Source organism: Colwellia sp. E150_009, assembly GCF_053543955.1.
On sequence record NZ_JBHFOM010000011.1, the window covers coordinates 38,459 to 64,639 of the forward strand.

Annotated in this window: 25 protein-coding genes and 2 tRNA genes; 11 read left to right on the top strand and 16 right to left on the bottom strand. The window is 36.1% G+C overall.

Annotated features, from left to right (window positions below; translation table 11 throughout):
* Window positions 1-12 precede the first annotated feature (12 nt).
* The gene (locus ACE1OF_RS07175) at window positions 13-525 is read right to left on the bottom strand and encodes a MarR family winged helix-turn-helix transcriptional regulator (RefSeq protein ID WP_448893588.1); all 513 of its coding nucleotides are present in this window, start codon (window positions 523-525) and stop codon (window positions 13-15) included.
* Window positions 526-767: 242 nt separating this feature from the next.
* On the opposite strand from ACE1OF_RS07175, the gene ACE1OF_RS07180 reads away from it, so the two are divergent.
* Window positions 768-1,238: an FKBP-type peptidyl-prolyl cis-trans isomerase gene (locus tag ACE1OF_RS07180; protein ID WP_448893589.1), complete on the top strand. Its 471-nt coding sequence runs from the start codon at window positions 768-770 to the stop codon at window positions 1,236-1,238.
* Window positions 1,239-1,306: 68 nt separating this feature from the next.
* On the opposite strand, the gene ACE1OF_RS07185 is transcribed toward ACE1OF_RS07180, so the two are convergent.
* From ACE1OF_RS07185 to ACE1OF_RS07200, 4 genes are all read right to left on the bottom strand, one after another.
* Entirely contained in the window at window positions 1,307-2,209 is a 903-nt protein-coding gene (locus tag ACE1OF_RS07185; RefSeq protein WP_448893590.1) for a radical SAM protein, read from the bottom strand.
* A gap of 91 nt (window positions 2,210-2,300) precedes the next feature.
* Window positions 2,301-3,269, bottom strand: coding sequence for a DUF438 domain-containing protein (locus ACE1OF_RS07190; protein WP_448893591.1), 969 nt, complete (start codon window positions 3,267-3,269; stop codon window positions 2,301-2,303).
* 223 nt (window positions 3,270-3,492) lie between these two features.
* The gene (locus tag ACE1OF_RS07195; protein WP_448893592.1) at window positions 3,493-3,804 is read right to left on the bottom strand and encodes a hypothetical protein; all 312 of its coding nucleotides are present in this window, start codon (window positions 3,802-3,804) and stop codon (window positions 3,493-3,495) included.
* A 165-nt stretch (window positions 3,805-3,969) separates the two neighbouring features.
* A complete protein-coding gene (locus tag ACE1OF_RS07200) occupies window positions 3,970-4,320 on the bottom strand; it encodes a hypothetical protein (protein WP_448893593.1) in 351 nt (116 codons plus the stop codon).
* A gap of 434 nt (window positions 4,321-4,754) precedes the next feature.
* Here ACE1OF_RS07200 and ACE1OF_RS07205 point away from each other — a divergent pair, with 434 nt between their 5' ends.
* From ACE1OF_RS07205 to ACE1OF_RS07215, 3 genes are read left to right on the top strand one after another with little or no spacing between them, the layout of a single operon-like run.
* Entirely contained in the window at window positions 4,755-6,272 is a 1,518-nt protein-coding gene (locus ACE1OF_RS07205; RefSeq protein ID WP_448893594.1) for a sensor histidine kinase, read from the top strand.
* Entirely contained in the window at window positions 6,272-6,889 is a 618-nt protein-coding gene (locus ACE1OF_RS07210) for a hypothetical protein (protein WP_448893595.1), read from the top strand. The genes ACE1OF_RS07205 and ACE1OF_RS07210 overlap by 1 nt, the downstream gene beginning before the upstream one ends.
* A 45-nt stretch (window positions 6,890-6,934) precedes the next feature.
* A complete protein-coding gene (locus ACE1OF_RS07215) occupies window positions 6,935-8,299 on the top strand; it encodes a sigma 54-interacting transcriptional regulator (RefSeq protein WP_448893653.1) in 1,365 nt (454 codons plus the stop codon).
* A 2-nt stretch (window positions 8,300-8,301) separates the two neighbouring features.
* On the opposite strand, the gene ACE1OF_RS07220 is transcribed toward ACE1OF_RS07215, so the two are convergent.
* On the bottom strand, window positions 8,302-8,964 hold the full coding sequence (locus ACE1OF_RS07220; protein WP_448893596.1) for a hypothetical protein: 663 nt from the start codon (window positions 8,962-8,964) through the stop codon (window positions 8,302-8,304).
* 351 nt (window positions 8,965-9,315) lie between these two features.
* On the opposite strand from ACE1OF_RS07220, the gene ACE1OF_RS07225 reads away from it, so the two are divergent.
* The gene (locus ACE1OF_RS07225) at window positions 9,316-10,005 is read left to right on the top strand and encodes a 2OG-Fe(II) oxygenase (protein ID WP_448893598.1); all 690 of its coding nucleotides are present in this window, start codon (window positions 9,316-9,318) and stop codon (window positions 10,003-10,005) included.
* A 45-nt stretch (window positions 10,006-10,050) separates the two neighbouring features.
* On the opposite strand, the gene ACE1OF_RS07230 is transcribed toward ACE1OF_RS07225, so the two are convergent.
* Window positions 10,051-10,590 carry an isochorismatase family protein gene (locus ACE1OF_RS07230; RefSeq protein ID WP_448893599.1) on the bottom strand — a complete coding sequence of 180 codons (540 nt, stop codon included), beginning with the start codon at window positions 10,588-10,590 and terminating at the stop codon, window positions 10,051-10,053.
* Between the two features lie 141 nt (window positions 10,591-10,731).
* Between ACE1OF_RS07230 and ACE1OF_RS07235 the strand changes: the two genes are divergently transcribed.
* On the top strand, window positions 10,732-11,007 hold the full coding sequence (locus tag ACE1OF_RS07235) for a YfcL family protein (protein WP_448893600.1): 276 nt from the start codon (window positions 10,732-10,734) through the stop codon (window positions 11,005-11,007).
* A gap of 173 nt (window positions 11,008-11,180) precedes the next feature.
* Here ACE1OF_RS07235 and nagB read toward each other — a convergent pair whose 3' ends face one another.
* Complete coding sequence (gene nagB, locus ACE1OF_RS07240) at window positions 11,181-11,987, bottom strand: glucosamine-6-phosphate deaminase (protein ID WP_448893601.1); 807 nt, start codon at window positions 11,985-11,987, stop codon at window positions 11,181-11,183.
* A gap of 344 nt (window positions 11,988-12,331) precedes the next feature.
* On the opposite strand from nagB, the gene ACE1OF_RS07245 reads away from it, so the two are divergent.
* The 3 genes from ACE1OF_RS07245 to ACE1OF_RS07255 all read left to right on the top strand — a co-directional run bounded on the left by ACE1OF_RS07245 (window position 12,332) and on the right by ACE1OF_RS07255 (window position 14,088).
* On the top strand, window positions 12,332-13,141 hold the full coding sequence (locus tag ACE1OF_RS07245; protein WP_448893602.1) for a crotonase/enoyl-CoA hydratase family protein: 810 nt from the start codon (window positions 12,332-12,334) through the stop codon (window positions 13,139-13,141).
* Window positions 13,142-13,287: 146 nt separating this feature from the next.
* Window positions 13,288-13,728, top strand: coding sequence for an SRPBCC family protein (locus tag ACE1OF_RS07250; protein ID WP_448893603.1), 441 nt, complete (start codon window positions 13,288-13,290; stop codon window positions 13,726-13,728).
* Window positions 13,729-14,088, top strand: a complete 360-nt coding sequence (locus tag ACE1OF_RS07255; RefSeq protein WP_448893605.1) for an RnfH family protein — start codon at window positions 13,729-13,731, stop codon at window positions 14,086-14,088. It abuts the gene before it with no gap.
* 110 nt (window positions 14,089-14,198) lie between these two features.
* Here ACE1OF_RS07255 and ACE1OF_RS07260 read toward each other — a convergent pair whose 3' ends face one another.
* Genes ACE1OF_RS07260 through rlmKL form a run of 4 tightly spaced genes read right to left on the bottom strand, consistent with a single transcriptional unit; the run spans window position 14,199 to window position 20,536 of the window.
* On the bottom strand, window positions 14,199-16,037 hold the full coding sequence (locus ACE1OF_RS07260; protein ID WP_448893606.1) for a DUF3466 family protein: 1,839 nt from the start codon (window positions 16,035-16,037) through the stop codon (window positions 14,199-14,201).
* Between the two features lie 50 nt (window positions 16,038-16,087).
* Window positions 16,088-18,004, bottom strand: coding sequence for an ATP-binding cassette ATPase Uup (gene uup / locus ACE1OF_RS07265; RefSeq protein ID WP_448893608.1), 1,917 nt, complete (start codon window positions 18,002-18,004; stop codon window positions 16,088-16,090).
* 58 nt (window positions 18,005-18,062) lie between these two features.
* On the bottom strand, window positions 18,063-18,359 hold the full coding sequence (locus ACE1OF_RS07270; RefSeq protein ID WP_448893609.1) for a glutaredoxin family protein: 297 nt from the start codon (window positions 18,357-18,359) through the stop codon (window positions 18,063-18,065).
* Window positions 18,360-18,367: 8 nt separating this feature from the next.
* Window positions 18,368-20,536, bottom strand: coding sequence for a bifunctional 23S rRNA (guanine(2069)-N(7))-methyltransferase RlmK/23S rRNA (guanine(2445)-N(2))-methyltransferase RlmL (rlmKL, locus tag ACE1OF_RS07275; RefSeq protein WP_448893611.1), 2,169 nt, complete (start codon window positions 20,534-20,536; stop codon window positions 18,368-18,370).
* A gap of 266 nt (window positions 20,537-20,802) precedes the next feature.
* On the opposite strand from rlmKL, the gene ACE1OF_RS07280 reads away from it, so the two are divergent.
* Both ACE1OF_RS07280 and ACE1OF_RS07285 read left to right on the top strand, forming a co-directional pair.
* Window positions 20,803-20,879, top strand: a tRNA-Met gene (locus tag ACE1OF_RS07280).
* A gap of 64 nt (window positions 20,880-20,943) precedes the next feature.
* Window positions 20,944-21,020: transfer RNA gene (locus tag ACE1OF_RS07285), tRNA-Met, on the top strand.
* A 100-nt stretch (window positions 21,021-21,120) separates the two neighbouring features.
* Here ACE1OF_RS07285 and ACE1OF_RS07290 read toward each other — a convergent pair.
* The 4 genes from ACE1OF_RS07290 to ACE1OF_RS07305 all read right to left on the bottom strand — a co-directional run bounded on the left by ACE1OF_RS07290 (window position 21,121) and on the right by ACE1OF_RS07305 (window position 26,005).
* Window positions 21,121-22,416, bottom strand: coding sequence for a DUF1302 family protein (locus ACE1OF_RS07290; RefSeq protein WP_448893612.1), 1,296 nt, complete (start codon window positions 22,414-22,416; stop codon window positions 21,121-21,123).
* An 11-nt stretch (window positions 22,417-22,427) separates the two neighbouring features.
* Window positions 22,428-23,270 carry an outer membrane lipoprotein-sorting protein gene (locus tag ACE1OF_RS07295; protein WP_448893613.1) on the bottom strand — a complete coding sequence of 281 codons (843 nt, stop codon included), beginning with the start codon at window positions 23,268-23,270 and terminating at the stop codon, window positions 22,428-22,430.
* A gap of 11 nt (window positions 23,271-23,281) precedes the next feature.
* Window positions 23,282-25,609, bottom strand: a complete 2,328-nt coding sequence (locus ACE1OF_RS07300; protein ID WP_448893614.1) for an efflux RND transporter permease subunit — start codon at window positions 25,607-25,609, stop codon at window positions 23,282-23,284.
* A gap of 75 nt (window positions 25,610-25,684) precedes the next feature.
* A complete protein-coding gene (locus ACE1OF_RS07305) occupies window positions 25,685-26,005 on the bottom strand; it encodes a MarR family winged helix-turn-helix transcriptional regulator (RefSeq protein ID WP_448893615.1) in 321 nt (106 codons plus the stop codon).
* Window positions 26,006-26,181 lie beyond the last annotated feature (176 nt).

Here is a 26,181-nt window from a genome sequence, read left to right on the forward strand (position 1 = left end):
GGTATGTATAAATCAGTTTTTTGTAAGGTTCTCTTTGTTTGGGGAGGTGATACTACTGGAAATCATGGCATCTAACTCCAATAAAGGGGCTGCATCTAACTCATTAGCATCCATCATGCCAGCAAGGCGTTCCATTGATGATAGAAGCTGTGATTGCTCCCATTGAGCTAGATTAGAAAATTTATCTATAAAATGCTCTTGTAGGGGGTGTGGTGCGTTAAGTAAAAGCGCCTGACCCTTTTCAGTTAAAAATAATCCTACTTTTCGTTTGTCTTGGGTATTTCGTATTCTGGAAACAAGGTTTTTATTTTCTAATCTATCTAGAATATTGGTCACCGTTGCAGCACTCAAGTTAACACTTTTTGCTACTTGACTAGAATTAACACCAGAAGCTTTATCTATTTCAAGCATAATTAATAATTGTGGGCTTGTTAAACCTGATGTTTTACTGAGATGTTTTGAATGTAAGTCTATTGCTCTAATGACTTTTCTTAGCGCAATTAGTAATTCTTGATGTTTTTCCATAATGGTATGCTGTTATGTTTGGCTAACATTAAGTGTAATCAAAATTAAAAGCACTGCCTAGCTAAATGTTGAAAGCCGTATGACAAACTTTGTGACCTGCTTTATCTAGGTTTATATCGCAATGAATATCATGATACACTCAAGCCAAACATAAAGCTAAGTACATGACAAAAAAATAGCACTTTGCGTGTGATAGATATTAATGAGCTTAGAACAACCAAAATTAGAGAGAAATAGTTAACATGAGAGCTATATTAATCATTATAGTGATTGCCTTGGTCGTCTTCTTTTTTATGAGAAACTCAGGTAATAAGAAAGCTGCAATAGAAAATATTGCCGCAGGTAAACGGTTTTTAGAAGAGAATAAAAAGATAGCAAATGTTGTTGAAACGGCTTCTGGTTTGCAATACCAAATTTTAAACCATGGTGACGGCACTGAACACCCAAACGCTAGCTCGAAAGTGAAAGTGCATTATCATGGTTCATTATTAGACGGTACTGTATTTGATAGCTCTGTAGAACGAGGTGAACCCATTAGTTTTGGTTTAAATCAAGTGATATCTGGCTGGACTGAAGGGGTTCAGTTAATGGTTGTTGGGGATAAATTTAAGTTCTTTATTCCTTCAGATTTAGCTTATGGTAATAGAGCCGCAGGGAAAATAGCACCAGGATCAGTGCTTATTTTTGAAGTAGAATTATTAGAAATTCAATAGCTTTATCTTACTTTACTATGAGGTGTAATTGACTAACGCAGTATTACGCATTTACTTACGCTAACGTATTACAAACCACGTTGCCACTCTTGTCTTAAATTAACCTCATTGGGTTGTTTTAAGGCAAGTCTTACTTGACTTAGTAGCGCCGCTTTATCGTCGCCCAATACGCCTTTTAGCACTAAGTAATTTGACGCATGATCTGAGCGGAAAATGGTTTGTTTTAACGTTAATTGTGTTAATAGTATTTCCATTTCGGTAAATAGTTCATGCTGGTTTAATTGCCTGAAAGGCTGCAGTGAAGCTTGAGTAAATTTACTAGCAAAGCGCTCTTCACCTAACGGAAAACTTACTACAAGTGTTGATAAAAAGTTCGGTTGAGCTTCGTTCATTAATTTAGCTGAGTTGATTGCATGCTGACGAGATAATTCAGGGCCGCCAAGGCCGTTTAAAATCATTACAGAGCTTTTCATTCCTGCCTGCTTTATTTTATTTAAAGCAATGAGTGAACTTTGATAGGTTTCGCCTTTTTCAATGAGTGTTAGTATTTGGTCATCACCACTTTCACAGCCCACATACATCAACTTTAGCCCTAAGGTTTTTAATTCAGCTAATTGTTCTACTGTTTTGTTACTGAGGTTTCTAGGTAAACAATAACTTGATACTCTGCCAACTTGCGGTAAATATTGCTTTATTAAAAGTAAAATTTCTTTTAAACGGTTAAAAGGCAACATCATGGCATCACCATCAGCAAGGAACACACGCCTCGTGGTAATGCCAGAATTGGCTACGGCAATGATTTCTTGTTCAATTTGATCAATTTTTTTAGGTCTAAATTTTTTATTTTCAGCCGTATACATATCGCAAAAAGTACACTTATTCCATGAGCAACCGTTAGTTACTTGCAATATTAAGCTTTTCCATTCACTTGGTGGACGAAATACGGGTTCTATATAACTTATTGGGTACATGGTTTTCCTGAATCAAAGTAGTATAAGTAGTTAGGTTTGAATAACTGCGTATAAAGATTTATTTAAGCATACCGATATTTTTTGAGGGCAACTATCCCCAATCAAGTAAACGATTTTGTCCTTCAATTTTAAGTATATCAGTAATGTCTTGCGACATTTCAATAACCCCTTTGTAATTATTTTCTTCATCTCTAATGGCAAAGTAACGAATATGAATTTTGCGATCTTTGAAATTAATCCAAAATTCAGCTTTGTCCTGTGTACCTTTTTTAAACGCTTCGAGTATTTGTAATACGGTATCGACAGATTTAGGAGGATGACAAAACTTAACTTCTCTACCAATCACACCAGCTGAGCGTGGAAATACACGATTCTCGCCACGATTGTAAAAAATAACAATATCATTTTCATCTACATAGGTAAGATCAACAGGCATAAATTGCAACATTAAATTAAGCTGCTCACCAGTCATGTAACCTTCATTTAAACGAATACGATCTTCAGTAGAAAATGGTAAGCGTTTCTTTTTACGATCTTCGCCAGGGTGAATATATTCTACAGGGGGATAAGGCGTAGGTTCTTCAGGTAACATCCAACCAATTTCAATATCACCTTCTCGCATTTCTTTCCATTCATCTTCTGACAGTAATTCAAGCGCATTAGGAAATAGCCGTATTTCTTCAATATGCATTAGTCCCTGTAAATCATCAATAATTTCGTAAACAATATCCCCTATTGTAGAAAATTCTTTTGTTTCAATGTCAGCTCTAATTGCTCTAAAATGATCGCGAATTTTATCATGAAAAGCCCACATGCCTTGGCTTGGTCCCGTCCAACCATGCTTTTCTAAATAAGGGAAAAGTTGATTTTCTTTGCGGGCAAAACGTTTTTCAATTTCAGACAATTGGTTAAAAATATTAAAGAAAGTTTCAAAGTCAGTGTTGATATCTGTGTTGACTAATTGTTGCAGTAAGGCACGAATAAGAACATTTTCTTCAAAATAAACTTTTACAGGGTGACCATCACTAAGTTTGTTTGCATATTGTGGAATTTCATTCATATTTTGTAAATTGGCGTTAAGTACACAAGAAATAAATTATCAATTAAATGGTCTTAACTGCTATTGAGTTAGATCATTAATTTGGAAATGAAGGAAGGATATTTTAACTATTTTTATCGAAAAATGCGTTAAGTGGTAGAGCACTACTAAAGGTAGTGCTTAGTTTCTAATGTTTAACTGGTTTGCTGAGAGTTATAAGCAATTTATTTAGACTGAAACTCCTTTATGCACTTCTAAATAGTGTACTTTGTTGTACAATTGGTTGATGAATTACACCTTGACTAGTTGGCTCAATAACTATGTCGTGGATAGACATTCGTCGACAATACTTTTTAATTATCTGCAGATCTTCATTACTGAATTGCTGTAGATCTTTTTGCATCATGCCATCAATGTACGCATTATTTCCATTTAATTTTATATTAGCGATTGCGCTATACGGCTCTCCATAATTTTGTACACGCAAAGCTCTAACCATTTTTACTTCAAAAACCCAATTATCTATTTGAATATGTTGATTAACTATATTGTTCATTGGCATCTCTTTACTGTTATAAAAATATAGGCTTACTATGGCTTTTTTGCCTATTAATTTATTTGTATTGTTTAATAAAACGAATACAAGTCGAAGTAAAAAACCGACTGCAAAGTTGGGAGGCAGCCGGCAAAAAATAGGAGAACCATTTTTTAATTTTTACAATTAAATTTTTCTTTTTGCTACATTGAATGCTTTGTCATTCACAGCGACAAAATAAGCATTGAATTCTTCTTCATCAATGTTTTTATCTTGATTCGTGTCTATTTTAGCAAATTCTTCTTGAAGGAATTGGCTATGTTCAACTGACACTTCAGCTTCGCTTAACATAGCATCATTGTTAGTATCAAGTGATTCTAATAAGGCGGGAAAGGTTTGCTGTTTGTCAACTTCAGCAGCATTAGCTTGAGCATTTTCCATTGTTTTGCTTACTTTATCATCAGCGTTAACGAAACTAGATGCAAGGGCAACAGAGAAAACCATTGCAGAGACTTTAAATAAACTAACATTTTTCATTTGAGATCCTTTTTTGTTACTCTCGCTGTGCGGGAAATAACTTAATAAACTTGGTATTATTAATACATAACAAAGCGGATAAATTTGGCCTACGTGTATTTAATATTGATTCAACGTTAAACCATTTAGCTTTGTTATGCGCCCAATCAGTATAAAGCACACATTGTGCCAAGATTATAACTCATTGTATTTGTTGTTTTTATTTTATTTTATTTACTTGTGAATCGTTATTATTGTCTCCATTTGGCAACAGTTAAATGTATTAGATAAATTTTTAAAGCATAAAATGCTATTTTTTTAAATAAAAACATTATAAATCAGTAACTAATAAATAATTATTCCAAAAATGTTCTTGTCTCTAATTAGAGACATTATTGTGTTTACTATTAAAATGTCTTAAAAAGGCGTTAATTAATTTTAAGGGGTTGCTCGACGTGCTTTGGCTAAATCAATTGTTGATAAAGTTTGGAAATACAATAAACCAAGTAAAACCACTATCTATTAAAAAACTTACTTTTTTAGGGTTTACGCTTGTAGCACTGCCTTTAGTCTTTGGTTTATTGTATAGTGCCAACCAAGTGAATCAGCTGTCTAAACAAGGGGCTGGTGCTATTTTTGCTGTAGCCGAGTTAATTAATACAAATCAAAAAATAAGTAATACCTTAAAAAAAATGGAAAGGTATGCCAGTCAATTTTTAGTTTTACAAGATTATGAATTAATTGATAAATACAGCATTGAGCAGCAAGTATTATTGACCACCAATGATGAATTATCTCAATACAACGACGAAAAAATAAAGCAACTGACCGCGCAATTCTCTCAGGCTATTCTTCACGTACATCAAGGAATAATAGAACCTTTAGACAAGGGTGATAACCAAGGGGGAAGTACAACATTAGAAAGTTTACAAAAACAGTTTAAACAATTGATAAATATTAATGAAGAAATTAATACGCGTAGTAGTGAGTTAATTAATCAACAAGCAGAAGAAATTAAAAATTCAACAGCGCAAGTGAGTCATACTCTGTTAAAAAGTTTATTTATCATTCCTATTTCTTTATTCATTGCAGGTTTTTTTATTATTTTGATTACCAAACCGCTTAAACAACTCACGTTGAAAATTCAACAATTACAACAAGGGAACTTTCAACAAGGTTCTGATTTAAAAGAAGAACCTGTTGCTGGTTTTGTTGAAATTTTAGAAATTAATGACGCGTTAAATCGTATGGAAAGTAGACTGCATGCCCTAGAGTTACAAAAGTCTAGTTTCATTAGGCATATTTCCCATGAATTAAAAACACCATTAGCAGCAATCAGAGAAGGCACTGAGCTGATGTATGACAACAGTGTTGGAGCACTTAACAGTGATCAGCAAGAAGTGACTAAAATTATTCGTAGTAGTACAACACGTTTACAACGGTTAATAGAAGAATTACTTAACTTTAATATTGTTTTAGACTCAACGAGTTTGCAAGATAAAGAAACTATTAATTTTTATGATCTTATTGAACAAGTATTAAATGAAAGAACGTTGGATATTAAGCGTAAATATATAACAATTGAGAAGCATTACCCCCATATCACCATAGAAAGTAATGCCAAGCAACTTAATGTTATTATTGATAATTTATTATCTAATGCGATTAAATATTCTCCTGAATTTGGTGTGATTTCTTTGTTTGCCTCAATGAATGAACACGAATTAGTGTTTTCAATTTCTGATCAAGGTGACGGCATAAAACCTGAGCAGCAAGATAAGGTGTTTGATGCGTTTTATCAAGGTACACCAGCGAAAGATTATAATATAAAAAGCAGTGGTCTTGGTTTAACGATTGTTAAAGAGTTACTAATGCGGCTAAATGGTAGTATTACACTTGAGAGTAAAACAGGACAGCCAAGTGGTACAACAATGAAAATTTGTTTAAAACGCATTATCAGTGGAGATAAATAATGAATTTAATGTTAACAAGACTTAATAGGTTGATTGGTTTAGTTGATAGATGTTGTGTCGGTTTACTCCAGCGTATTTTCGTTATACTTGTGAGTTTTTGTCTATTGGCATGTCAGACAACCCAACAATCTCCCAGCAAAGTTGTCGCGTTAAATACCGTGAATTTTGGGCAATACTATTTAGCGCTAAAAAACTTATCATACAACGAATTAGAAAATGAAATACAGCAACAAGAATTAAAAAAGCTAGAGGGCAGCATTGAGGCTGAAATTAATTTAATACTGTTACACAGCTTACCTAACTCACCAACCCATAATGTTTATTCGGCTAAATCGAAACTTAATGAACAGCTGAAACTACACCAAAATTACTATTTAAGCTCAGACGATAAAGCGTTTATTTATTTGCTTAAAGATCAACTGAATCAGCAATTATATTTATTTCAACAAGTGATTAATCAACAGCTTGAACATGATAAACAAATGTCAAAAAACAGAATTAAAGAGAAAAAGTTGCTTAATACAATTGCCGCATTGGAGTTAACGGTTGCACAGTTAGACGACAAAATAATTCAGCTAAAAAATATTGAACAAACCATTAGTGAACATGGGCAGTAAATTATGAAAGCAGCACAATTAGCTAACAGCAAAGCGCAAGACAGTATGAGTGAAAAAACACTAACACAAGAAAAAATTCTTATTGTAGATGATGACCCGAATTTATTACGGTTATTGGGTATTCGTTTATCTGCGGCAGGTTATTTAGTTGAGTCTGCCGCCAATGCAAAAATAGCCCTTGGTATGTTAAAAAGCTTTCATCCACAGTTGGTCATTAGTGATTTGCGCATGGAAGGCATGGATGGTATGGCTTTATTTGAACAAATTCGTCAACAATCTCCTAATTTACCCGTGATCATTATGACTGCTCACGGCACTATTCCTGATGCAATTAATGCGACTAAACAAGGGGTATTTAGCTTTTTAACTAAACCTTTTGAAAGTCAGCAATTACTTGAAACTGTAGAGAAAGCTATTCAATTACAGCCATTAAGTACTAAAAATGAGAGTAAACAAGATTTATGGCGTACTAAAATTATTAGTCGCAGTGCTATTATGGAATCGCTTTTACAACAAACCAAACAAGTTGCTGTGAGTGATTTTAGTTTATTAATTCATAGCGAAAGTGGTACTGGCAAGGAGTTGCTTGCTAAAGCCATTCATCAAGCAAGCCACAGGGCAGAAAAACCCTTTACGGCTATTAACTGTGCCGCTATTCCTGAACAATTATTAGAATCAGAGTTATTTGGTCATGTAAAAGGTGCTTTTACTGGCGCTGAAAAAAATCATCAAGGGTTATTTCAAGCAAGTGACGGTGGCACGCTATTTTTGGATGAAGTTGGTGATATGCCAATGAGTTTTCAAGTTAAGCTGTTACGGTCACTGCAAGAAAAAGAAGTGCGTCCAGTTGGTAGTACGCAAGCGATTAAAGTTGATGTAAGAATAATTTCTGCCACACATAAAAACTTACAAGAAGCGATAAAAGAAAAAACGTTCAGAGAAGATCTTTATTATCGATTAAATGTTGTAGAGTTAGAATTACCGCCTCTTGCTCAGCGCCGCGAAGATATTCCATTACTTGCACAACATTTTTTAAATCATAGCAATCATCAAACCAGCCTTGAAATCAATGGCTTTTCACAAGAAGCAATGGAAATTCTTATTGCTGCCCCTTGGCCTGGAAATATTCGACAACTACAAAATGTTGTAGAACAAAGTGTTGCTTTGTCTAGAGAAAATATTATTGTTGCGAGTTTAGTTAAACATGCTCTGCGAGATGAAAGTAGTGCGTTACCGTCATTTCAACAAGCAAAAGATGAATTTGAACGTGATTATTTAGCCAAGCTACTAAAGCTTACCGCAGGCAACGTTTCACAAGCGGCAAGAATTGCCCAACGCAACCGTACAGAGTTTTATAAATTACTGAACCGTCATCATTTAACAGCAGAATCATTTCGAGAAGAAGATTAAAATTACGGTTTTATTTGCACAAAATGTAAGCTGACCTTTCCTTGCACTTGCCAAGCACAGCTAACGCCTTGAGGTACAAAAAGTGCCTCGCCTACATTAATTTTGTTTTTTTCTCCTTGTTCATCTATACAAACAAGGCAACCTTGCTTTATTAAAATAAATTCATTGTAGGGGAAGTTAATAATACCTGTTTTAAAGTCATTTCCTTGCCATACACCTGCAGTAAATTTTTGATTGTGACTTTGGTATTGCATTTTTTTAGCAAAACCATCTGATGTTTCTTGCCAGGGTGGGGTGCTATCTTTATCAATTGCTACAACGTGTTTTTTCATAAGTGGTACTGAACTATCTGTTGTTAATCTAGGTTTGTAAATAACAAAATACTTTTTAAAGTCGTGTTGTGGCAGACATTGATATGGGTAACTGTGCGGAATTATAAAGCTATTCCCTTTAGTAACGGTTTTCATTTTATGTGTTTGGTCATTTTGAATTTTAATACCACCATCAATGATTGAGATAAACTCATCGTAAGCACAAGGTAGTGAGGTTTCTATAATGTCAGAACTACTGCCAATACCAACGTATAAACCTAATTCTTTATCATGGTAATAAACATGGGGACTTAGTAATGATTTAGTTAATTTTATAATTTGCTGTTTTGACATAATATGTTTGTGATTTAAACCTGTATTGTTAGTTTAACTTAGTGACATTTTACTGTTTATATTTGTTCTATTGTATTAATGATGTACTAGTGTTGTATTAATATTGAACTAAGAAAGTAGAAAGACATTAATATAAATAGCTGTTAATATCCGCGGCATATTTTATACATATCTACTTTACCAACTATCGCTATTTATAAGAACCACGTCCAAGCGCAGATTACACCCTAATTAATCTATTTTAATTATTTGTTTTTTAACAAGTAATTATGAGAAACTCAATGAATAAAATTTTTTCTTTACTTGCATTAAGTTGCTTGTTGTTCAAGTACCTAATAGATGTGACTATACATGACCTTATATAAAGAATGTTATTTAGATAATGATTCATTACTATTTGAGCCGCTGTTTGAATTAATTTCAACGGATATTATTGAAAAAGGCTATAGTATTCGACCTTATGCATTACCTGAAAGTTTAACCTTATTGTTATTGCAACATATTACGACCATGCCAGAAACTAATTTTAAACGCGCAGGTATTGGTAGAGCACAAGATCATAATATTAATAACTTTATTCGTACAGATGAGATTTGTTGGATAACAGGAAATAGTGATGCAGGTCGTGCTTGGTTAGCGTGGACAAAATCATTGCAAGCTTTTTTAAATAGGCGTTTGTTTCTTGGATTGTTTTCTTTTGAGAGTCATTTTGCTCATTATGCCAAAGGTGATTTTTATAAAAAACACAAAGATGCTTTTGTAGGAGAAGGTAACCGAGTGCTGACTATTGTGGTGTACCTTAATCAAAACTGGTCTGTTGATGATGGTGGTGAGTTGGTGATTTATGATAAAAATTTACCATCTTCTTTGGTTGTTGATAATAGAAAAGTGACTGTTATACCTGGTTTTGGCACAATAGTTGTTTTCTTAAGTGAAGAATTTGTTCATGAAGTCTTGCCTGCCAAAAGAGATCGTTACTCTATTGCTGGCTGGTTTCGCTTAAACAACAGCGTGGCTAATAATATTGATCCACCCAGTTAATGGCATATAGCTGAGGATAAGTGGCTTGACTTCATCAACTCATGGTTACTTAATCAAGCTTAAAATTTCCTTAAACTCTGGCACTCTACAGTCTTTAACAAGTTCATAAAGGCACATTTCTAGGCTAGTGGTGTCGAGACCTCTACTGGTTAATTTAGTCATGGCTAAATTTTTATTAGCGAATGTGCGTGAAGATATACAGTCACAAACGATTTGAATATTTAAGCCAGATTGAAACAAATGTAATGCCGTTTGGTAAACACAGATATGAGCTTCTATACCACAAATAAGCCATGTATCTACGTTCGACGCACTAATTTCATTCATAAACTCTGGTGTGGCACCCGCATTAAATGTATATTTAGTGATTGGATTATGGGTGGGCAATACAGTACTTAGTTCAGTAACAGTTTCACCGAGTTTTTCAGGGTTTTGCTCTAGAAATATAATGGGTAAACCAAGTGCATTCATACCGCGAATTAGTTTTTCACAATTTGATATTAATGTGTCACTATCATGTACCAAACGTGCAAGCTTTCCTTGTATATCAACAACAATAAGACCTGTATTTTCTTGCTTTAGCATAAATGTTCCTTAAATAGAGGCGTTGGGCTCTGTAATTTTAAGTGGCAGACTATTGAGTAATTTAGCAGATAAATGGGTAATTAAAAATGATTAATCTTTTGGTATAATACAATCCTTCTAATAAAGAACTAAACGGTTACTATGCTAAAAAAATTAAGTACCTTAAATGAGGTTTATCATTATTTAGACAGTTTGTTTGAACAGAATGTTGACAGTGATACCTTATTTGCAAGCGGTTATCTTCGAGGTTTTATTTCGTTGGCGGCAAATGATGGCGATGATGAGCAACAAGTTATATCGGCTCCTTTAATTGAATGTGTTTCAAATAAACTGGCTGGCGCAAAAACAGAACTTAGCCCACAAGATAATGTGATTGTGCAAAATTTTTGGTTAAGTTTACAGCAAAAAATACAATAGCCAGTAGCGGATAGTGATTAATACCCGTTGCATTAGCACAATAAGGCTAATTTTTCTGTACTTATTGACAAGCTACATCCGTGTAGCATAGCTGATAAAAGGGCAATAAACTCCCTTTGAGAGAGAAGTATCGTTATGGCTAAGTATTACTTGCTGATATGATTTAAGTAGGGCTAATAATTATGATATAAGCCAAATTCTTGCTTTATTTTAATATTTTGATTATTGGCCCATTGGTAATATTCTTGTTCTGCTAATTCACTTGCCGCGGCCTTATCTAATAGTATGATGGCATTTTCATGCATTTGTAATGCTGAGGCAGGGCACATAGCTGAAAGAGGACCTGTAATCATGTTTTTTACTGCGTGCGCTTTATTTTTCCCTGTTGCCATTAATAAAACGTATCTTGCATCTAAAATAGTAGCTATTCCCATGGTCATGGCTAGCGTTGGCTGAAATTCATTATCGTTAAACAAACGTGAGTTATCTTTGAGTGTTTGTTGTGTTAACGTTTTTATACGGGTGCGTGATGCTAAGCTTGATGTGGGTTCATTAAAACCAATATGACCATTAGCGCCAATACCTAATATTTGTAAATCAATACCGTTAGCTTGTTTGATTTTTTCTTCATATGCCAAACCTTGTTCTCGTGGATTTTCACCTTGATTACAGATAGGTAAATAGGTTTTAGTTTTGTCTATATCAACATGATCAAATAAGTTTTCATTCATAAAATGTCGATAACTTTGTGCATTGTTGGCATCAATACCTAAGTATTCATCTAAATTAAAACTGGTAGTATTTTTAAAACTTAACTGACCTGCTTGATGCTTCTTAACAAGTTGTTGGTATAGATTTATAGGCGTACTACCTGTTGCTAAACCTAGTACTGGATTGTTTTTTTTATTGATTAACTCAGCTACCCACTCGGCAGCATTTTCAGCAACTTGTTGTGCGTCTTCAAAAATAATAATTTGCATGGTATTCCTTAGAAAAATTAAACTATCATCCCAAAAAGGGATTTATACAACGGAGTCTTTTTACGTATTAGACAACCGATAGTTTCAGTAATCATTGCTTGTTGTTTATGTTAACAGAGCAGCTTAAGGCGGCTTATTATGGCAATGATATTATTCAAGGTGCGTTTGGAAAGTTTACCACATAATTACGTTAAAATAATAAAAAATAGCATTATAAACGCAACTTTTGATCTAAAAATTACTAAACTCACTAAATTTCTGTAATCAGTGAATAAGTTAAGTGGTACTACCAGTTTAACTGTGGCACACTTAATCATCCTATTTCAGTAAATATGGTAAATATTATGGGCAGTTCTAGAGTAAATTATAAGGTTGAACAAAGTATTGCATATGTCACGTTAAATCGAGCTGATAAGCATAACGGACTAGACAAGCAAATGATTGTTGACTTGGTACAGGCAGCAAAAAAAATAAAAAGAGATCGATCAATTCGTTGTGTTATTTTACAAGGAGCAGGCTCGTCATTTTGTGCTGGCTTAGATTTTAGTTATGTGTCTAAAAACCCTAGTATCATTGCGCAATTTTTCATAAAACTGCCTTGGCGTAAAGACAATATGTTTCAGCGTGTAGCACATGTTTGGCGAGATTTACCTATGCCAGTAATTGCTGTGGTGCATGGTAATTGTTTTGGCGCGGGAATGCAGATAATTTTAGCGTGTGATTACCGTATTGCCAAACCAGATACAAACTTATCAATACTTGAAATGAAGTGGGGATTAATCCCTGATATGAGTGGTATGGCAACCCTTTCTAGATTGACGCGTGTTGACATAGCTCAAGAGCTTACGATGACAGGACGATTCTTTAATGGTATTGAAGCGAAAGAATATGGCTTAGTGTCGAAGGTGAGTGAAACGCCTTTAGTTGAAGCACAGGCTCTGGCAACGAAAATATGTCAGCAAAGCCCCGATGCTATTGCAGCAACTAAATACATATTCAAGAAAACTTGGAAAAAAGATACGCGTGCGGCATTGTTTTGGGAACGAATGACACAACTTCGGTTGTTGGGGAGAAAAAATCAACGTATTGCAATGAAAAATGGTTTAGCAAAGAATAAACAGCCAAAATCTTTTATTGACCGAAGCAGTTTTTAATGAAAAATTGCGGTAATGCAAAGCAAGCTTTATTTAGAATAAGTGATTTAATGCTTTTCTAATTTGCCATAATGGCAGATTAAAATGCCATTATTTGTGTGGTTTGATATAATGCGGTCATTGTAAAATAAGGGTTAATAATAAGAATGCCATCTATAAGTCGTAGTGCACTGGTTATGTACAGTGTCGATCAAATGTTTCAATTAATAAATGACGTACTTGCTTATCCTCTTTTTTTGCCTGATTGTAGCAACAGTAAAATTATTGCTGAAGATAATAGTTCAATGACAGCAGCACTGCTGGTTTCTAAAGCAGGATTAAAAAAATGGTTCACTACAAAAAACACATTAGTTTCTAATGAACAAGTAGAGTTAGAGCTAGTTGATGGCCCTTTTAATAAGCTGCAAGGACGCTGGCTATTGACCCCTTTGTCAGAAGAAGCGTGCAAGGTTAGTTTAGAACTTGAGTATGAGTTTTCGAACAAAATGTTTGATCTTGCCTTTGGGCGAGTATTTAATCATTTAACTAACAATATGGTGCAAGCGTTTACACAAAGAGCTAAAGACGTTTACGGAGTGAAAATTTAAATGGAAACCCAACCTACTAATAAAATGATTCAAATTGAGGTGGTTTATGGGCTTGCCCATAAGCAAAAACTATTGTCTTTACCTGTTGCAGAAGGAACAACCGCTGAACAGGCTATTAAAGAATCGGGCATATTAGCGCTGTTTCCAGAAATTGATCTAACTAAAAATAAAGTAGGGGTTTGGAACAAAGCGGTTAAGTTATCAACAGTTTTGGATGATCTTGATCGAGTTGAAATATATCGTCCTTTAATTGCAGACCCTAAAGAAGTAAGAAAACGTCGTGCAGAAAAAGCGAAGCTTGAAGGTCGTGCGGATAAAACAACTGGCGGTAGAGTTAATCCATTAGCCAAAAAAGAATAGGCCCAGCAAATACTGGGCCTATTGGTTAATTTAGAGTTCTTAAAACTAAATTAAAAAAGCATTATTTAGATGCTTTTAGTCGTATTGAATGTGTTAATGGTAAAACAAGTTTAGCTAAAAAACTTACGTCGTAAAGCCAATAACCCCATGATAAATAAAAGTCCATTAAAGCTGATACTTGCTCCTTGACGAGTAACTTTGTCTTCCTCTTCTTCAGTACTACAAACCTCACTATCATCAGGTGTTGGCTCAAGGCTAATTGCCCTAACAACATCTTCAGTTAATGGATTGCCATTCCTATCAAGCATAATATTACCTTCTGCATCGCGGCGACTTGCCTTTAAAATTGCTGTTGCTGAGATTATACCTGCATCGTTTATACTATTAGCTTCAATAATATTGTAGGTTAAACGTATTGCACACGGAATTGTTTCGTTGAGGTTGGTAAAAATATCGTTATTCATATCGTAAACAAATGCCGCAGTTCTACGGGGGGTATTATTACCTTCATTGTGGGTTTCTATTTCTCCATTACCCACTATAAAATTACTATTATTAATGGCATGGGCAGTACTTTCTGAGCCAGAAAAGAAATCATCAGGGGTTATCATGTTGATTTCTTCTTGTGGCACATTGGTATTAACATAGAAAAACTTTTTAACAGCCTTGCCCCCAATTGCTTTAGTAATATAACCAACAGCAATACCTGCATCGTTGATATCATAAGCTCTTGAGGTACCATTATTGTCATGGTCACCACTAAGGTCGATAACATCGCCACTTTTATAAACAACAGCATATTGATAGCCGCGGCTTTGGTCTTCGCTTGGCTCAGTGACGGTTTCATCAAAAAAACCATCGGCATAACCTACAGCCGTACCGTTAGAATTGATTGCGAGGGCGTAGCTTGAAAAAGTGCGTTCATCATCTGCATGAGGGGTTACCAATAAACCTAGCTCTTCAATGATAGGGTTACCGTTAGGGTTTAATGTCGCCTTAATCGCCATGGTATGGTAAGGATCGCTAGTAGAATTATTGTATTTTAATTGTTGTTCGCCAATACAAGCTTCTAATGACATTGTGGCAGGCACTATATCAGAATCGGCACAACCGTCTGATTCATTTTCAATATAATCACGGAATGTTTGGTTGAGTTTATAACTGCTAAACCCTACAGCGATACCTGCGTCATTAACATCTGTTATAGCTGATGTACCACCGCCATATTGTGTTTCTAACGGAACTAGTTGATGAACCTGAGTACCTTGATTATAAGAATAAAAACCTCTTATGCCATGTTCTCTAAGCCAAAAAACATGATCGTTTTCATTTGAATCTGTAAATGTTTCAGTGGGTAAATAAGGGGCTGTAGCAGTACCATAAACAATACCACTATTGGTCATTCCACTGATGATATCAACCGTAGAGCGGGTTAGTGTTTCTGTACCTTCGAACGGTGTATCCCACAAATTTAGCGTTTGGGTAATACCGCTAATGTTTGTCATGGCAATTGTATCGCCAACTTTTTGGTATTCTACAGTCAGTCCTTTGCCTATACTGGGTCTAGTATTAGTGTTTTCTAACCATTTGATAACCCAACTCAAATCATTCGGTGTTGGGTTTCCTGCGATTAATGCATCAACATCTTCAATGTTATTTAATTCATGAAGTTTTAGGTAGTTATTAGCAGCAAATACTCGAATAGAAACAAAGTCATCATCATCAAGATATTCAAATTGAATTGGAAAATTATAACTATCGGTAGCAGATATAGCGATGTCACCATTGTCATTTTGATGCTGAGAGTAGGTGTATTTTTGATTCGCTACTTCACCATTATCTATTAATTGGTAAGTAGCGGCATTAGCGCTACTGACACTTAAAACGCCGCTAATGGTTAGGGCGCTACTAATGCTTAAGGCAATAATATTCTTGACTGTTTTGCTCATTCTACTACTTAACTCTTTTTGATTGTTGGGAAAACGTTAGGCTGTTGTAATTAAATTTCGTCTAACTCTTGCCATCTTGTGTAGGCAATGTCGAGTTTTGACTCATTTTCACTCAGCTGGTTCAATATTTTTTTCGTGTGCTTTTCATCTTGACTAAAAAAGTCACTTTGATTTACTTGTTCTTGTAGTTCAGAAATTTCAGTTTCTAAGTGCTCTATTATTTTTGGTAGCTCTTCTAGTTCTTTACTTTCTTTAAATGACAGTTTTTTCTTTGTTGCTTGTGGCGCTTCTTTATTAGTTGCAGAAACTGACTTTTGCTGTTTTTCTTTTTGATTTACTGCGGATAAATGAAGCAGGCGTTGCTCTTCTTTTAAAGCTAAATAATCATCAACGTCATCATAACCACCCACAATTTGATTAATGTGGCCTGTGCCATCAAAATAAAGACAGGTATTTACACAGTTATTAACAAAATCACGATCATGGCTGACTAAAATAACGGTTCCTGAATAATTTGCAACAACTTCTTCTAATAACTCTAAGGTTTCAATGTCCAAATCATTGGTTGGTTCATCGAGAATTAGTAAATTACTTGGACGTAAAAATAGTCTGGCTAGCAATAATCGATTTTTTTCACCACCTGATAATGCTCGAACAGGGGTACGTGCACGTTTTGGGCTGAAGAGGAAATCTTGTAAATAACCCAGCACATGACGAGGTTTACCGTTAACTACGACTTCCTGTTTTCCTTCACCAACAATTTCTTGTACGGTTTTGTTTATGTCGAGTGCCTCTCGATGTTGGTCAAAGTAGGCAATTTCTAAGTTCACACCTGAACGCATTTTACCGCTAGTCGCTTTTAATTTCTCCATAATAAGCTTAATTAACGTTGATTTACCTGTACCGTTAGCACCAATTAAAGCGAGCCTGTCGTTGCGGTTAATGAGTAAATTTAGTTTATTAATGACTACTTTATCACCAAAGGCTACAGTAACATCTTCCGCTTCAAATACAAGCTTACCTGAACGATCGCCTTGGCTTATGTTCATGGTGCTTTGGTTACGTACTTCACGGCGTGCTTTACGTTCTAAACGAAGTTTTTCTAATGAGCGAACTCTACCTTCATTACGTGTGCGGCGTGCTTTGATCCCTTGGCGAATCCATACCTCTTCTTCAGCTAGTTTTTTATCAAATAGTGCATTTTGTTGTTCTTCTACTTGAAGGTCATGCTGTTTTTGTTCGATATATAAATCATAATCGCCGGGGTAACTTTTTAGTTGGCCACGGTCAAGATCTAAAATACGTGTAGACAAGCCGCGAATGAAGGCTCTATCATGGCTGATGAAAATGATGGTGCCAGCAAAGTCCTTTAAGAACTTTTCAAGCCATAACACGCTCTCAATATCTAAATGGTTGGTTGGCTCATCAAGTAATAGGATATCAGGGTTTGTAACGAGTGCTTTTGCGAGTGCTAATTTGCGCAACCAGCCCCCAGACAAATCACAAATTTTAGCGTCAGGATTCAGTGATAATGTACTCATTGCCTGTTCAATGCGTTGTTCGTCTTGCCATGCACCTGCTTGTTCAAGCTCATCTTGAACTTTAGCTAATTTGTTTAGGTTTTTTTCGCTTGGATCTTCACCAATTAAATGAATTAAACTATGGTATCTGCTGAGTAAATCAGCATTTTCGCTTACACCTTGGGCAACATAATCAAATACACTTAAATCAGATGATTCGGGTGGATCTTGCTCTAACATTGCTAATTGCATGGTGTTAGATTTTAATATTTGGCCGTCATCTAAGTTTTGTAATCCCATTAATACTTTCATTAATGTTGATTTTCCAGCACCATTGCGACCGACTAAACAAATACGTTCGCCAGTTTGCACGCTTAAATTTGCTTTATCTAAAATTTTCTCTTCACCAAAAGCGAGTTCGCCGTTAGCTATTCTTAATAATTCCATTAGTTTTTAAACTCTTATGTGTTAACTATGAGTAAGTTAACTAGGTATATGTTAATTATCACAGTGTTAACTGGGTAAGTTGTTCTTGGGTAAACGGCCAAAATAATTTTTGGTTTAATGCTGGATTCTCAGGGTTTAATTTTTCTATTACTGGAATATGTACGCCATAAAGTTCAACTAATGTTTTGCTTTCATGGCTGACCCTTTCCTGATCAACAATATCTATCTGATTTAGTTGATTTTCAGGTAATACTCGCAAGCATATAGCTAATGCTTGTTCACATAAATGACAACCTTCACTGCCATATAAATTATACATTGTCATCGTTAATTCTTCTTTTTGTGCTGTTATCATTTTTTCTTTTATCCCTTTCTAGAGACTGACCAACTATTATGGATATGTTTGTTCCTAGAAAAGTCTTGATCACGAGTGACATCAGACATGTTTTTTGCTTGTAAGCCTAAAGCGTCTAGTCCTTCAAAATCCATTTTGAAATTACGTTTATTGTTGGTAAAAAATATTTCGCCACCACGGTTAAGTGATTTTAACGCATCAGCGAGCAACGCAATATGATCCCGCTGTACATCAAAGCTGTCTTCCATGCGTTTTGAGTTTGAAAACGTGGGGGGATCAATAAAAATAAGGTCATACTTCTCGGTATTCTTTTTTAGCCAATCTAAGCAGTCTGCTTGTACAAACTGAAATTTATGGCTGCTCAATTTGTTTAATGCAAAGTTGTCTTGTGCCCAATTTAGGTAAGTGTTTGACATATCCACCGTGGTAATAGACCTAGCACCATGTAATGCTGCTTGTAATGACACTGAACCAGTATAAGCGAAAAGGTTTAATAAGGTTTTGTCTTTTGCTTTTTTTGCCACTATTTGACGTGTTTTACGGTGATCTAAAAATAAACCAGTATCAAGGTAATCCCACAAGTTAATTTTAAATAAAGCGCCATGTTCGTTTATGGTTATTGATTGCTTTGATTTATCAACACGTTGATATTGATTGCTGCCTTTTTGTTTTGCTCGGGTTTTTAATACGACTTTATCAGTTGGCACACTGAGGACTTTGGGAGCCCAATAAATCACTTCTTGTAAACGTTTTGCCGCTTTATCACTATCAATGGTTTTAGGTGGTGCATACTCTTGAATAACTAAGTAGTCACCATAGACATCAATAGCTACATTAAATTCTGGTATATCGGCATCGTAGAGGCGATAACAATCGATTTGATTGGATTTTAACCAGCCTTTTAAACTTTTACGGTTTTTCTTTAATCGGTTAGCAAAGTCACTGTCTTGTTCTACAAAAGAAGATTGTGGGTTAACCGCATCTTTTTCTAGTTGTTTATCATCAACATTGTAAAGTGCTAACTGACAATCTAACGGTCCATTTTTAAATTTATAGCGTTTAAAGCTGGATAACTTAAGCATTGCAAGTAGATCAATATTGGCGGTTAATATAGCCACACGCCAATTAACAAACTGTGCTTTTAATTTTTGACCAAAGAGTACAAAATTTTCTACAAGCTCTGGCAGTTCGCCGATACGCTCGCCGTAGGGGGGATTAAATAAAATGGTACCCGCTTGCGGTGAGGCGCTTGAACCATAAACGTTATTCATATCATTGGTATTTTGGCATTTAAATTCAATAAAACGCTGTAATTTAGCATTTTTGGCATTTTGTTGTGCAGTACTGATAACACGAGGGTCGATATCAATACCAAATACTTTAAGGCTATTTATACTGGCGTGCTCTAATGATGCAGTTGAACTGTCAATCGCATGTTCTAACTGAGTCTGCCATAATTCCTCATCATGCTTTAACCAAGCATCAAAGCCCCAATGTTTTCGTGTTATACCTGGCGCTTGTTTCGTTGCCATGGCAACTGCTTCAATTAAAATGGTGCCTGAGCCACACATAGGGTCAACTAATGGCTTACTAGTATCGTCTAACCAATTTGATCGTAAAATGAGTGCGGTAGCTAAGTTTTCTTTTAATGGTGCCGCGCCAGAATGTTCACGATATCCACGTTGAAATAGTCCACGACCAGAAAAGTCTAAATAAAGACTGACGTGATCTTTTAAAAGCCGAGCTTGAAAACTAATTTGTGGTGACTTTTTGTCCACATTGGGTCGCTCATGACCTTGTTCTCTAAATTGATCAACAATGGCATCTTTAACGGTTAAACCGCCGAATTGACTATTACGAATTTCTTCACTGTAACCAACAAAGTCTATTGCGAATGTGGTATTGCTATTAAAATGCGCTAACCAATTAATTGTACTGGCCGTTTTAAATAATTCATCTTTGTTTTTTGCTTCGCCTTCCCCCAGTTTTAACATGATGCGTGTGGCTAAACGTGTCCATAAACAAATTTTATAGCCGAGCGCCATAGAGGCTGAAAAATAAACACCTTCAGGCTTTTGCGTTACTTCACTAGCGCCAAGTTTTTTTAATTCATCTACGAGTAAAACCTCAATACCAGGGGAGGTGAGGGCTAAAAAGTGTTGCATGGGCGCTGTCATTGTGTGGTTCCAGAAAAAACATTGCTGTGATTATAACGAAAGTACGGTCACACATAAACAAAAGTTAAAGCTAATGTTTACAAATAGCCTACAAATAAGACATAACGCAGAACATTTGACCGAATAGGTGATTTTTTTAAAAAAGCACTTGCTTTCTTAAAGCTCTATCCTTACTATACGCCTCGATTTCAGGGAGAATATCTTTGGAAGCTTCTTACAATATGAAGTAAAATTATTGTGGCTTACCTCAATTGAGGTCATTCGGACGCGGGATGGAGCAGCCTGGTAGCTCGTCGGGCTCATAACCCGAAGGTCGTCAGTTCAAATCTGGCTCCCGCAACCAATTCTTAAGTTTAGAATTAAAACTAACTTGGCTTTCTTCTTGTTTCTCAAGAAGTTCATTCGGACGCGGGATGGAGCAGCCTGGTAGCTCGTCGGGCTCATAACCCGAAGGTCGTCAGTTCAAATCTGGCTCCCGCAACCAATTTTATACCTGTAAAATCAATGATTTTATAACATAATCATCTGCAGTAATCCCGTTTTTCCTTAAATTTCAATTTCATAAATCAATTGAAAAGTGAAATTTAGAAGCTGTAATTCAAACTGAAATGTACTCGATCTTCACTTTTAAACTGACCAAATAACCCTTCGTTGTTACCGTAAAAAGCATCGGCTCCGAATGTCAGTATTAGTACAGACGAATATTGATGGTTGATGGAAAATTGCAGTAAGCCATCACCACGATTAATTGATTGAATATTTTGTATAGTGGCTGTCCATGTTTCATTCTCAAACGTCTGTTCATAACGAAGGGTGTATTGTATCTCTGTTTGTTTTCTAACGATGTCATCAGGAAAACTAGTTATGTGATTAGCGAAAACCTGACCACTGAGAAACACATTACTAATACCTTGGTAGTCAATACCAAGCACGCCAGCTAATTGTGGAGATACGCGATAATCAACAGATGAGTTTGCCCAATCGGTTAAGTAATGTACGTTTGTTGAGTAGCCTACTTCACTTCTTAAAATAAAATCTCCTAGCGCATTAGACGCGGATATTCCAATTAAGTGTGATCTTTTATAAGCTTGCTCTATTGTCACGTCAAAGTTCGAAATCGAGCGACTGAGCACTGGATTGTCCCTAAAGTGATAAAAATAGACTATGCCAATGTCCCAACCGTCGTTGGTAAACGTACTCAATCGAAACCCAACATCACTATCTTTGATTATTTTTCCACTTGCTTTGGGTTCTGCCAAATTTACTATTTGGTTAGCTGGCGTTGAAGGAACATAGAGTGGCGATGTAAAAGCAAAAGTAGCGCCTGTTCTCAAGTCTGGCAGGTTATCATAGGTTTGATCAGGAACCCACACAGTTTGAAGTTGCCATTGCCCTATACTCGTTTCAATACTTAATGTCCAAAGCGGTATGCGTCTCTCATCAAACTCAGTGAGAATAAACTCTCGATAGTTAAGTGGGTTAACAACGTCTAGCACTCGCAAACCGTCAGATTGTCCCCAAACGACTTGTTGTTTCCCTAGTTTTAAGAAGAAGTCATCTATATACCCATCTATAAAAAATTCTCTCACTTCAAATTCTAAGTAATCATTGATATTCATCCGCTTACTGAGGTCAGATGATGATGTCTCAGTAAATTGTTCAGGCTCTAATTCATCAATAGTTTCAATACGGAGACGATATTCACTATAAAAGCGAAACTTATCACCTGAGAGTGAAAAAGAAGGAGTAAGGTTTTGCTCCAATTGAGACAAACCGCTTTCGCTCAAAACGGCTTTTGAATTGAATTCACCTCTAACCTCTGCCACAGCAGGCACACAGAACATAAACAAAACCAATGGGTATATTGCGAAAGCCCACATAACATAAATCCTTATTGTAAACCTCGACGAAGTTGTTGTTGAGTAAACATGTTGTCCCTGATTGCTGTTTTATAATCTATATTAAAGAATGTCATTTTTGTTGAGTGCTTAGTTTTGTGATTTTTAACAGCGATTTCTGTGACCGTCCAATAGCCGTTAATTTGCTTAATATGAGTGTTGTTTATCGTCTTCAAGGAATTACCATTAGTATCCCAATATTCGATTTTTCGAGATATCCAGATGTCAGGATCGATGTAAGTGATAAGGCGGCTGTAGCCTAGCTCAGCCTGAAGCGTATCGGTTTTAGGAGTCAGCTTTACCTTTAGTAGTGTTCGGCCTTCTTCTTCAACACTTCCTAAAAACTCGGTGTTATATTCAGATAAGTCATACTTACCTTCTTTCTTAATCTCTTCGTAAGTGAGGTCGGTTCCAAGGAAGTAATCACCTCTATCAGATGCAGAAATCCGCCTGACTCGTCTTAAGGCAGGAAGGTAGAGCCATTGATCATCTTCCTTAGCCTCATCAAAATAGTCAAATGTTAAGAAAGCAGTTCCTCTGACATTCGTGGGATCAGTATAAAAAATAACGGTTTTTTTCTGATCACCATAATACTTTCTAAAACCTTTGGTTTCTTCTATTCGTGTTACTCCACGTCTGTCAGTAAGCGCTATTCGAAAGCTTCGTGTTACTTGCTGGCCATCGTCTCGGTTATTTACATTCGCTACGATGGTTTGGCCGTCCATAACAGAAATATCACTATCCAATTTATTCGACACTGCATTGTTTGAATTTACTTCTTGTGCACCGGCACCTACGGATAATAGCGCCACAGTGAGTAAGGTTTGAAGTTTCATGATTGTTCTCCTTATTTTTTAAGAAACTTGGGTTTAAGTATGATTGCTAACGATGGTACGATTGTTAGGCTTGCAATGAACGAGGTGGTAACTGATAAGGCAACTAATGAACCAAACTTAATCAGTGGCGGTACCTCAGAGGTCATTAGCACACCAAAGCCCAGCGCAATTGCAAGAAAGTTATAAAGAAGTGCACGGCCAGTTGTAGGGTAGAGTGTCTTTAGCGGCTCGACCCAATTATTTTTAGACCCATGTAGTAGCTCTTTCATACGATCTATTGTGTGTATTGCGAAATCGACACCAAGACCGATAGCAATTGAGGCGAACATAGATGTACCTACGCCTAACCAAATACCACCAAAGCCCATTGCTGCGTATATAATAAGGATTGAAAGTCCTACGGGAATTATAGCGAAGAGACCTGCAACAAGTGATTTAAATAGAATTGCTGCCATCAGCACAACAGCAAGTACTGATACAATAACACTTAAAAAGTTTGAGTCTGCTAGGCTGTCAATCCAAACATAGTCAACTTGGATTCGCCCAGTTAAGGTGGCGCTCACACCTGGATCAGAAAATTTATTAGCCAACCACGGCTTCATTTCTTCAACCACTTGTTTATTATTAGTGTATTGATTACTGGCTACGTTAGCTCGAACCAGCGCAAGCCGTCTCTCACCGTCAATTTCTTCTTCAAATTCAGTAGGTTCACCAGATGAGAAATAAAGTAAGAACAATTGTGCTATAAGCTGTGGATCATCAGGAATGCGATAAAACGTATCATCATCTTCGTTAATCGCTTTATTCATCTGTTTAATGTAATCAACAATTGATGATGTACCACCAACTTGAGGCAAGGTTTCAAGCTTACGTTGCGTGTCTTCTATTTTGCGCAATAGTTCTGGTTGATATAACCCCTCTACCTCTTCTGATTTTATAAAAACGTCTAGGTAGTATGTGCCGTCCATCAGAGAATTAATTGCTTTATCTGCAATGTAGATATCTTCAGTTTCTTTAAAGTTAGCAATCCTCTCTTCATTAACTGTTACCTGATTAGCCCCAACTAACGCGAAAAAAAACAAAGCGGCACCAGTTAAAATGGAGACGTATGGCTTGCCAAGAATTGCAGCTCCAATAAAAGGTAGAAACTTATTTTGTCGAATTTCTCTAATATCTTTATGCACAAAGCGCATACTGTTTTTTGGCTTGAGAGCACTCAGTAAGGTTGGTAAAACCGTGATTGAAAAGAGCCAAGCAAAAAATACAGATAAAGCACCGAAGAGACCAAAATAGATAACGGGAGGCATATTAGAGGTAATTGCTAGTCCCATGAAACCTGCAATTGTAGTAATGCTGGTAAGTGTTATAGGACGCCAAATTTTTGCCATTGTTTTTGCTACAACAGTCTCACCTGAAGCAGAAGGATCGTTGGCTACTTCTTCATAGTATTGGCTAAAAATATGCACAGAATCAGCAACGGCGATACCGATCATACAGACAATTAAACCATTAGTAATAACATAGAAATCAACTGATAATAAGGCCATTGCGCCGAGAGTACTGCCGGCTGTTAGAATCACAACTAGATTGGGTAGAATGATGCCACGGACAGTTCTGAAGCAGATGAGTAGAATCATTGTGATAATGACAGCTGCTAATGGGTTCAGTTTTTTGGCATCATTATCAATATAAGTGGATAAGTATCCAGCAACAGCGCCTTCACCAGCAACAAACAACTCGTCTTCATTACCTCTTGGAGCCAAGTCTAATTGCTGCTTTATAATATGGTAGGTGTCTGATGCTTTTGTCTCATCTAAAAGCTCTGCAACAATGATGGTCGCATTATTGTCTTTTGAGACTAACAACCCCCGATAAAGCTCAAAGTTGTTAATTGCATTTTTAATCCAGGAAATTTTTTCTTCGCTGATTGGTATTGTGTCAATAAATTCTTCGACGGCCATGCCCGTAGAATTTCCAGCGATATTGGACTCGGTCGACAGCGAAGTAATTTTGTCTGGATCTATGTTTTCTTGCTCTAAGAGCATATTTGTTACCCAATCTACCAACTTAAGTGATTGAGGGGTATAGATTCCACTTTTCCCTTTGTTAACTACAGCAATAACTAATGGATCAGAAAGACCAAAGACTTCCTCGACACGTTTATTCGCGATGACTGATGGATTGTTCGGATCAATAAAAGCATCAGAACTAGTGTCTTTCTTAAGAGATGGGATGCCTGTTAATAAAAAGATGAACAGCATGACAACCGGTATGCTAATAATCCATTTTCGATAAAGCATCTTTGAAAAAAAATCAAAGGCGGCTTGTTGGTTTTTCATAAATTCTCTCCATTTCATGTTTTTAGTATAGTGTATATACACTACGCAAGGTAAAAAATTTTACATGCTTATTGTTTAACTATTTCCAGTCGCAAGCTGAGCAATTCTTTGCCAAAGTGACTGCCAAACTCCTTCACCAAGTTGTGATTCAAATCTAGACTGTGCTCGTTCCCATAGTGGGATTGCTTCGTTGAAAAGTGACTCACCTTTGGATGTTAATGAAATCACTCGCTCTCGTCTGTAGCCCTCGGCTCCAAGCTTAATGATTCCTTTTTTCTCTAGTAATTTAAGCGTTCGCACTAGAGACGTTCTCTCCATAGAAAGTGTGTCTGCCATACTCGAAATTGATTGTGGCTTTGTACCTGAAATTATGGCTAGAACCGTAAATTGCGTCACCTTTAAACCTACAGGCCGAAGGACTTCATCGTAATCTCTTGTCAACTTTCTAGAAGCAGCACGCATTCGAAAGCAAGCGCATGTTTGAAGCTTTTTAAATATATCTGACATACCCATCTCCTATGTATATTTTAGATATAACATGTGTATATACACTATGCAAGTAAAAATTGGCA

Bases quoted from the DNA above. Each gene is read 5' to 3' on its own strand.
- ACE1OF_RS07190 (WP_448893591.1), bottom strand. From the start codon at position 3,269: ATGAATGAAATTCCACAATATGCAAACAAACTTAGTGATGGTCACCCT.
- rlmKL (WP_448893611.1), bottom strand. From the start codon at position 20,536: ATGACAGCGCCCATGCAACACTTTTTAGCCCTCACCTCCCCTGGTATT.
- ACE1OF_RS07175 (WP_448893588.1), bottom strand. From the start codon at position 525: ATGGAAAAACATCAAGAATTACTAATTGCGCTAAGAAAAGTCATTAGA.
- ACE1OF_RS07180 (WP_448893589.1), top strand. From the start codon at position 768: ATGAGAGCTATATTAATCATTATAGTGATTGCCTTGGTCGTCTTCTTT.
- nagB (WP_448893601.1), bottom strand. From the start codon at position 11,987: ATGCAAATTATTATTTTTGAAGACGCACAACAAGTTGCTGAAAATGCT.
- ACE1OF_RS07195 (WP_448893592.1), bottom strand. From the start codon at position 3,804: ATGAACAATATAGTTAATCAACATATTCAAATAGATAATTGGGTTTTT.
- ACE1OF_RS07260 (WP_448893606.1), bottom strand. From the start codon at position 16,037: ATGAGCAAAACAGTCAAGAATATTATTGCCTTAAGCATTAGTAGCGCC.
- ACE1OF_RS07290 (WP_448893612.1), bottom strand. From the start codon at position 22,416: ATGTGGGCTTTCGCAATATACCCATTGGTTTTGTTTATGTTCTGTGTG.
- ACE1OF_RS07225 (WP_448893598.1), top strand. From the start codon at position 9,316: ATGACCTTATATAAAGAATGTTATTTAGATAATGATTCATTACTATTT.
- ACE1OF_RS07220 (WP_448893596.1), bottom strand. From the start codon at position 8,964: ATGTCAAAACAGCAAATTATAAAATTAACTAAATCATTACTAAGTCCC.
- ACE1OF_RS07210 (WP_448893595.1), top strand. From the start codon at position 6,272: ATGAATTTAATGTTAACAAGACTTAATAGGTTGATTGGTTTAGTTGAT.
- ACE1OF_RS07185 (WP_448893590.1), bottom strand. From the start codon at position 2,209: ATGTACCCAATAAGTTATATAGAACCCGTATTTCGTCCACCAAGTGAA.
- ACE1OF_RS07200 (WP_448893593.1), bottom strand. From the start codon at position 4,320: ATGAAAAATGTTAGTTTATTTAAAGTCTCTGCAATGGTTTTCTCTGTT.
- ACE1OF_RS07270 (WP_448893609.1), bottom strand. From the start codon at position 18,359: ATGATAACAGCACAAAAAGAAGAATTAACGATGACAATGTATAATTTA.
- ACE1OF_RS07215 (WP_448893653.1), top strand. From the start codon at position 6,935: ATGAGTGAAAAAACACTAACACAAGAAAAAATTCTTATTGTAGATGAT.
- ACE1OF_RS07235 (WP_448893600.1), top strand. From the start codon at position 10,732: ATGCTAAAAAAATTAAGTACCTTAAATGAGGTTTATCATTATTTAGAC.
- ACE1OF_RS07245 (WP_448893602.1), top strand. From the start codon at position 12,332: ATGGGCAGTTCTAGAGTAAATTATAAGGTTGAACAAAGTATTGCATAT.
- ACE1OF_RS07230 (WP_448893599.1), bottom strand. From the start codon at position 10,590: ATGCTAAAGCAAGAAAATACAGGTCTTATTGTTGTTGATATACAAGGA.
- ACE1OF_RS07300 (WP_448893614.1), bottom strand. From the start codon at position 25,609: ATGAAAAACCAACAAGCCGCCTTTGATTTTTTTTCAAAGATGCTTTAT.
- ACE1OF_RS07255 (WP_448893605.1), top strand. From the start codon at position 13,729: ATGGAAACCCAACCTACTAATAAAATGATTCAAATTGAGGTGGTTTAT.
- uup (WP_448893608.1), bottom strand. From the start codon at position 18,004: ATGGAATTATTAAGAATAGCTAACGGCGAACTCGCTTTTGGTGAAGAG.
- ACE1OF_RS07250 (WP_448893603.1), top strand. From the start codon at position 13,288: ATGCCATCTATAAGTCGTAGTGCACTGGTTATGTACAGTGTCGATCAA.
- ACE1OF_RS07295 (WP_448893613.1), bottom strand. From the start codon at position 23,270: ATGAAACTTCAAACCTTACTCACTGTGGCGCTATTATCCGTAGGTGCC.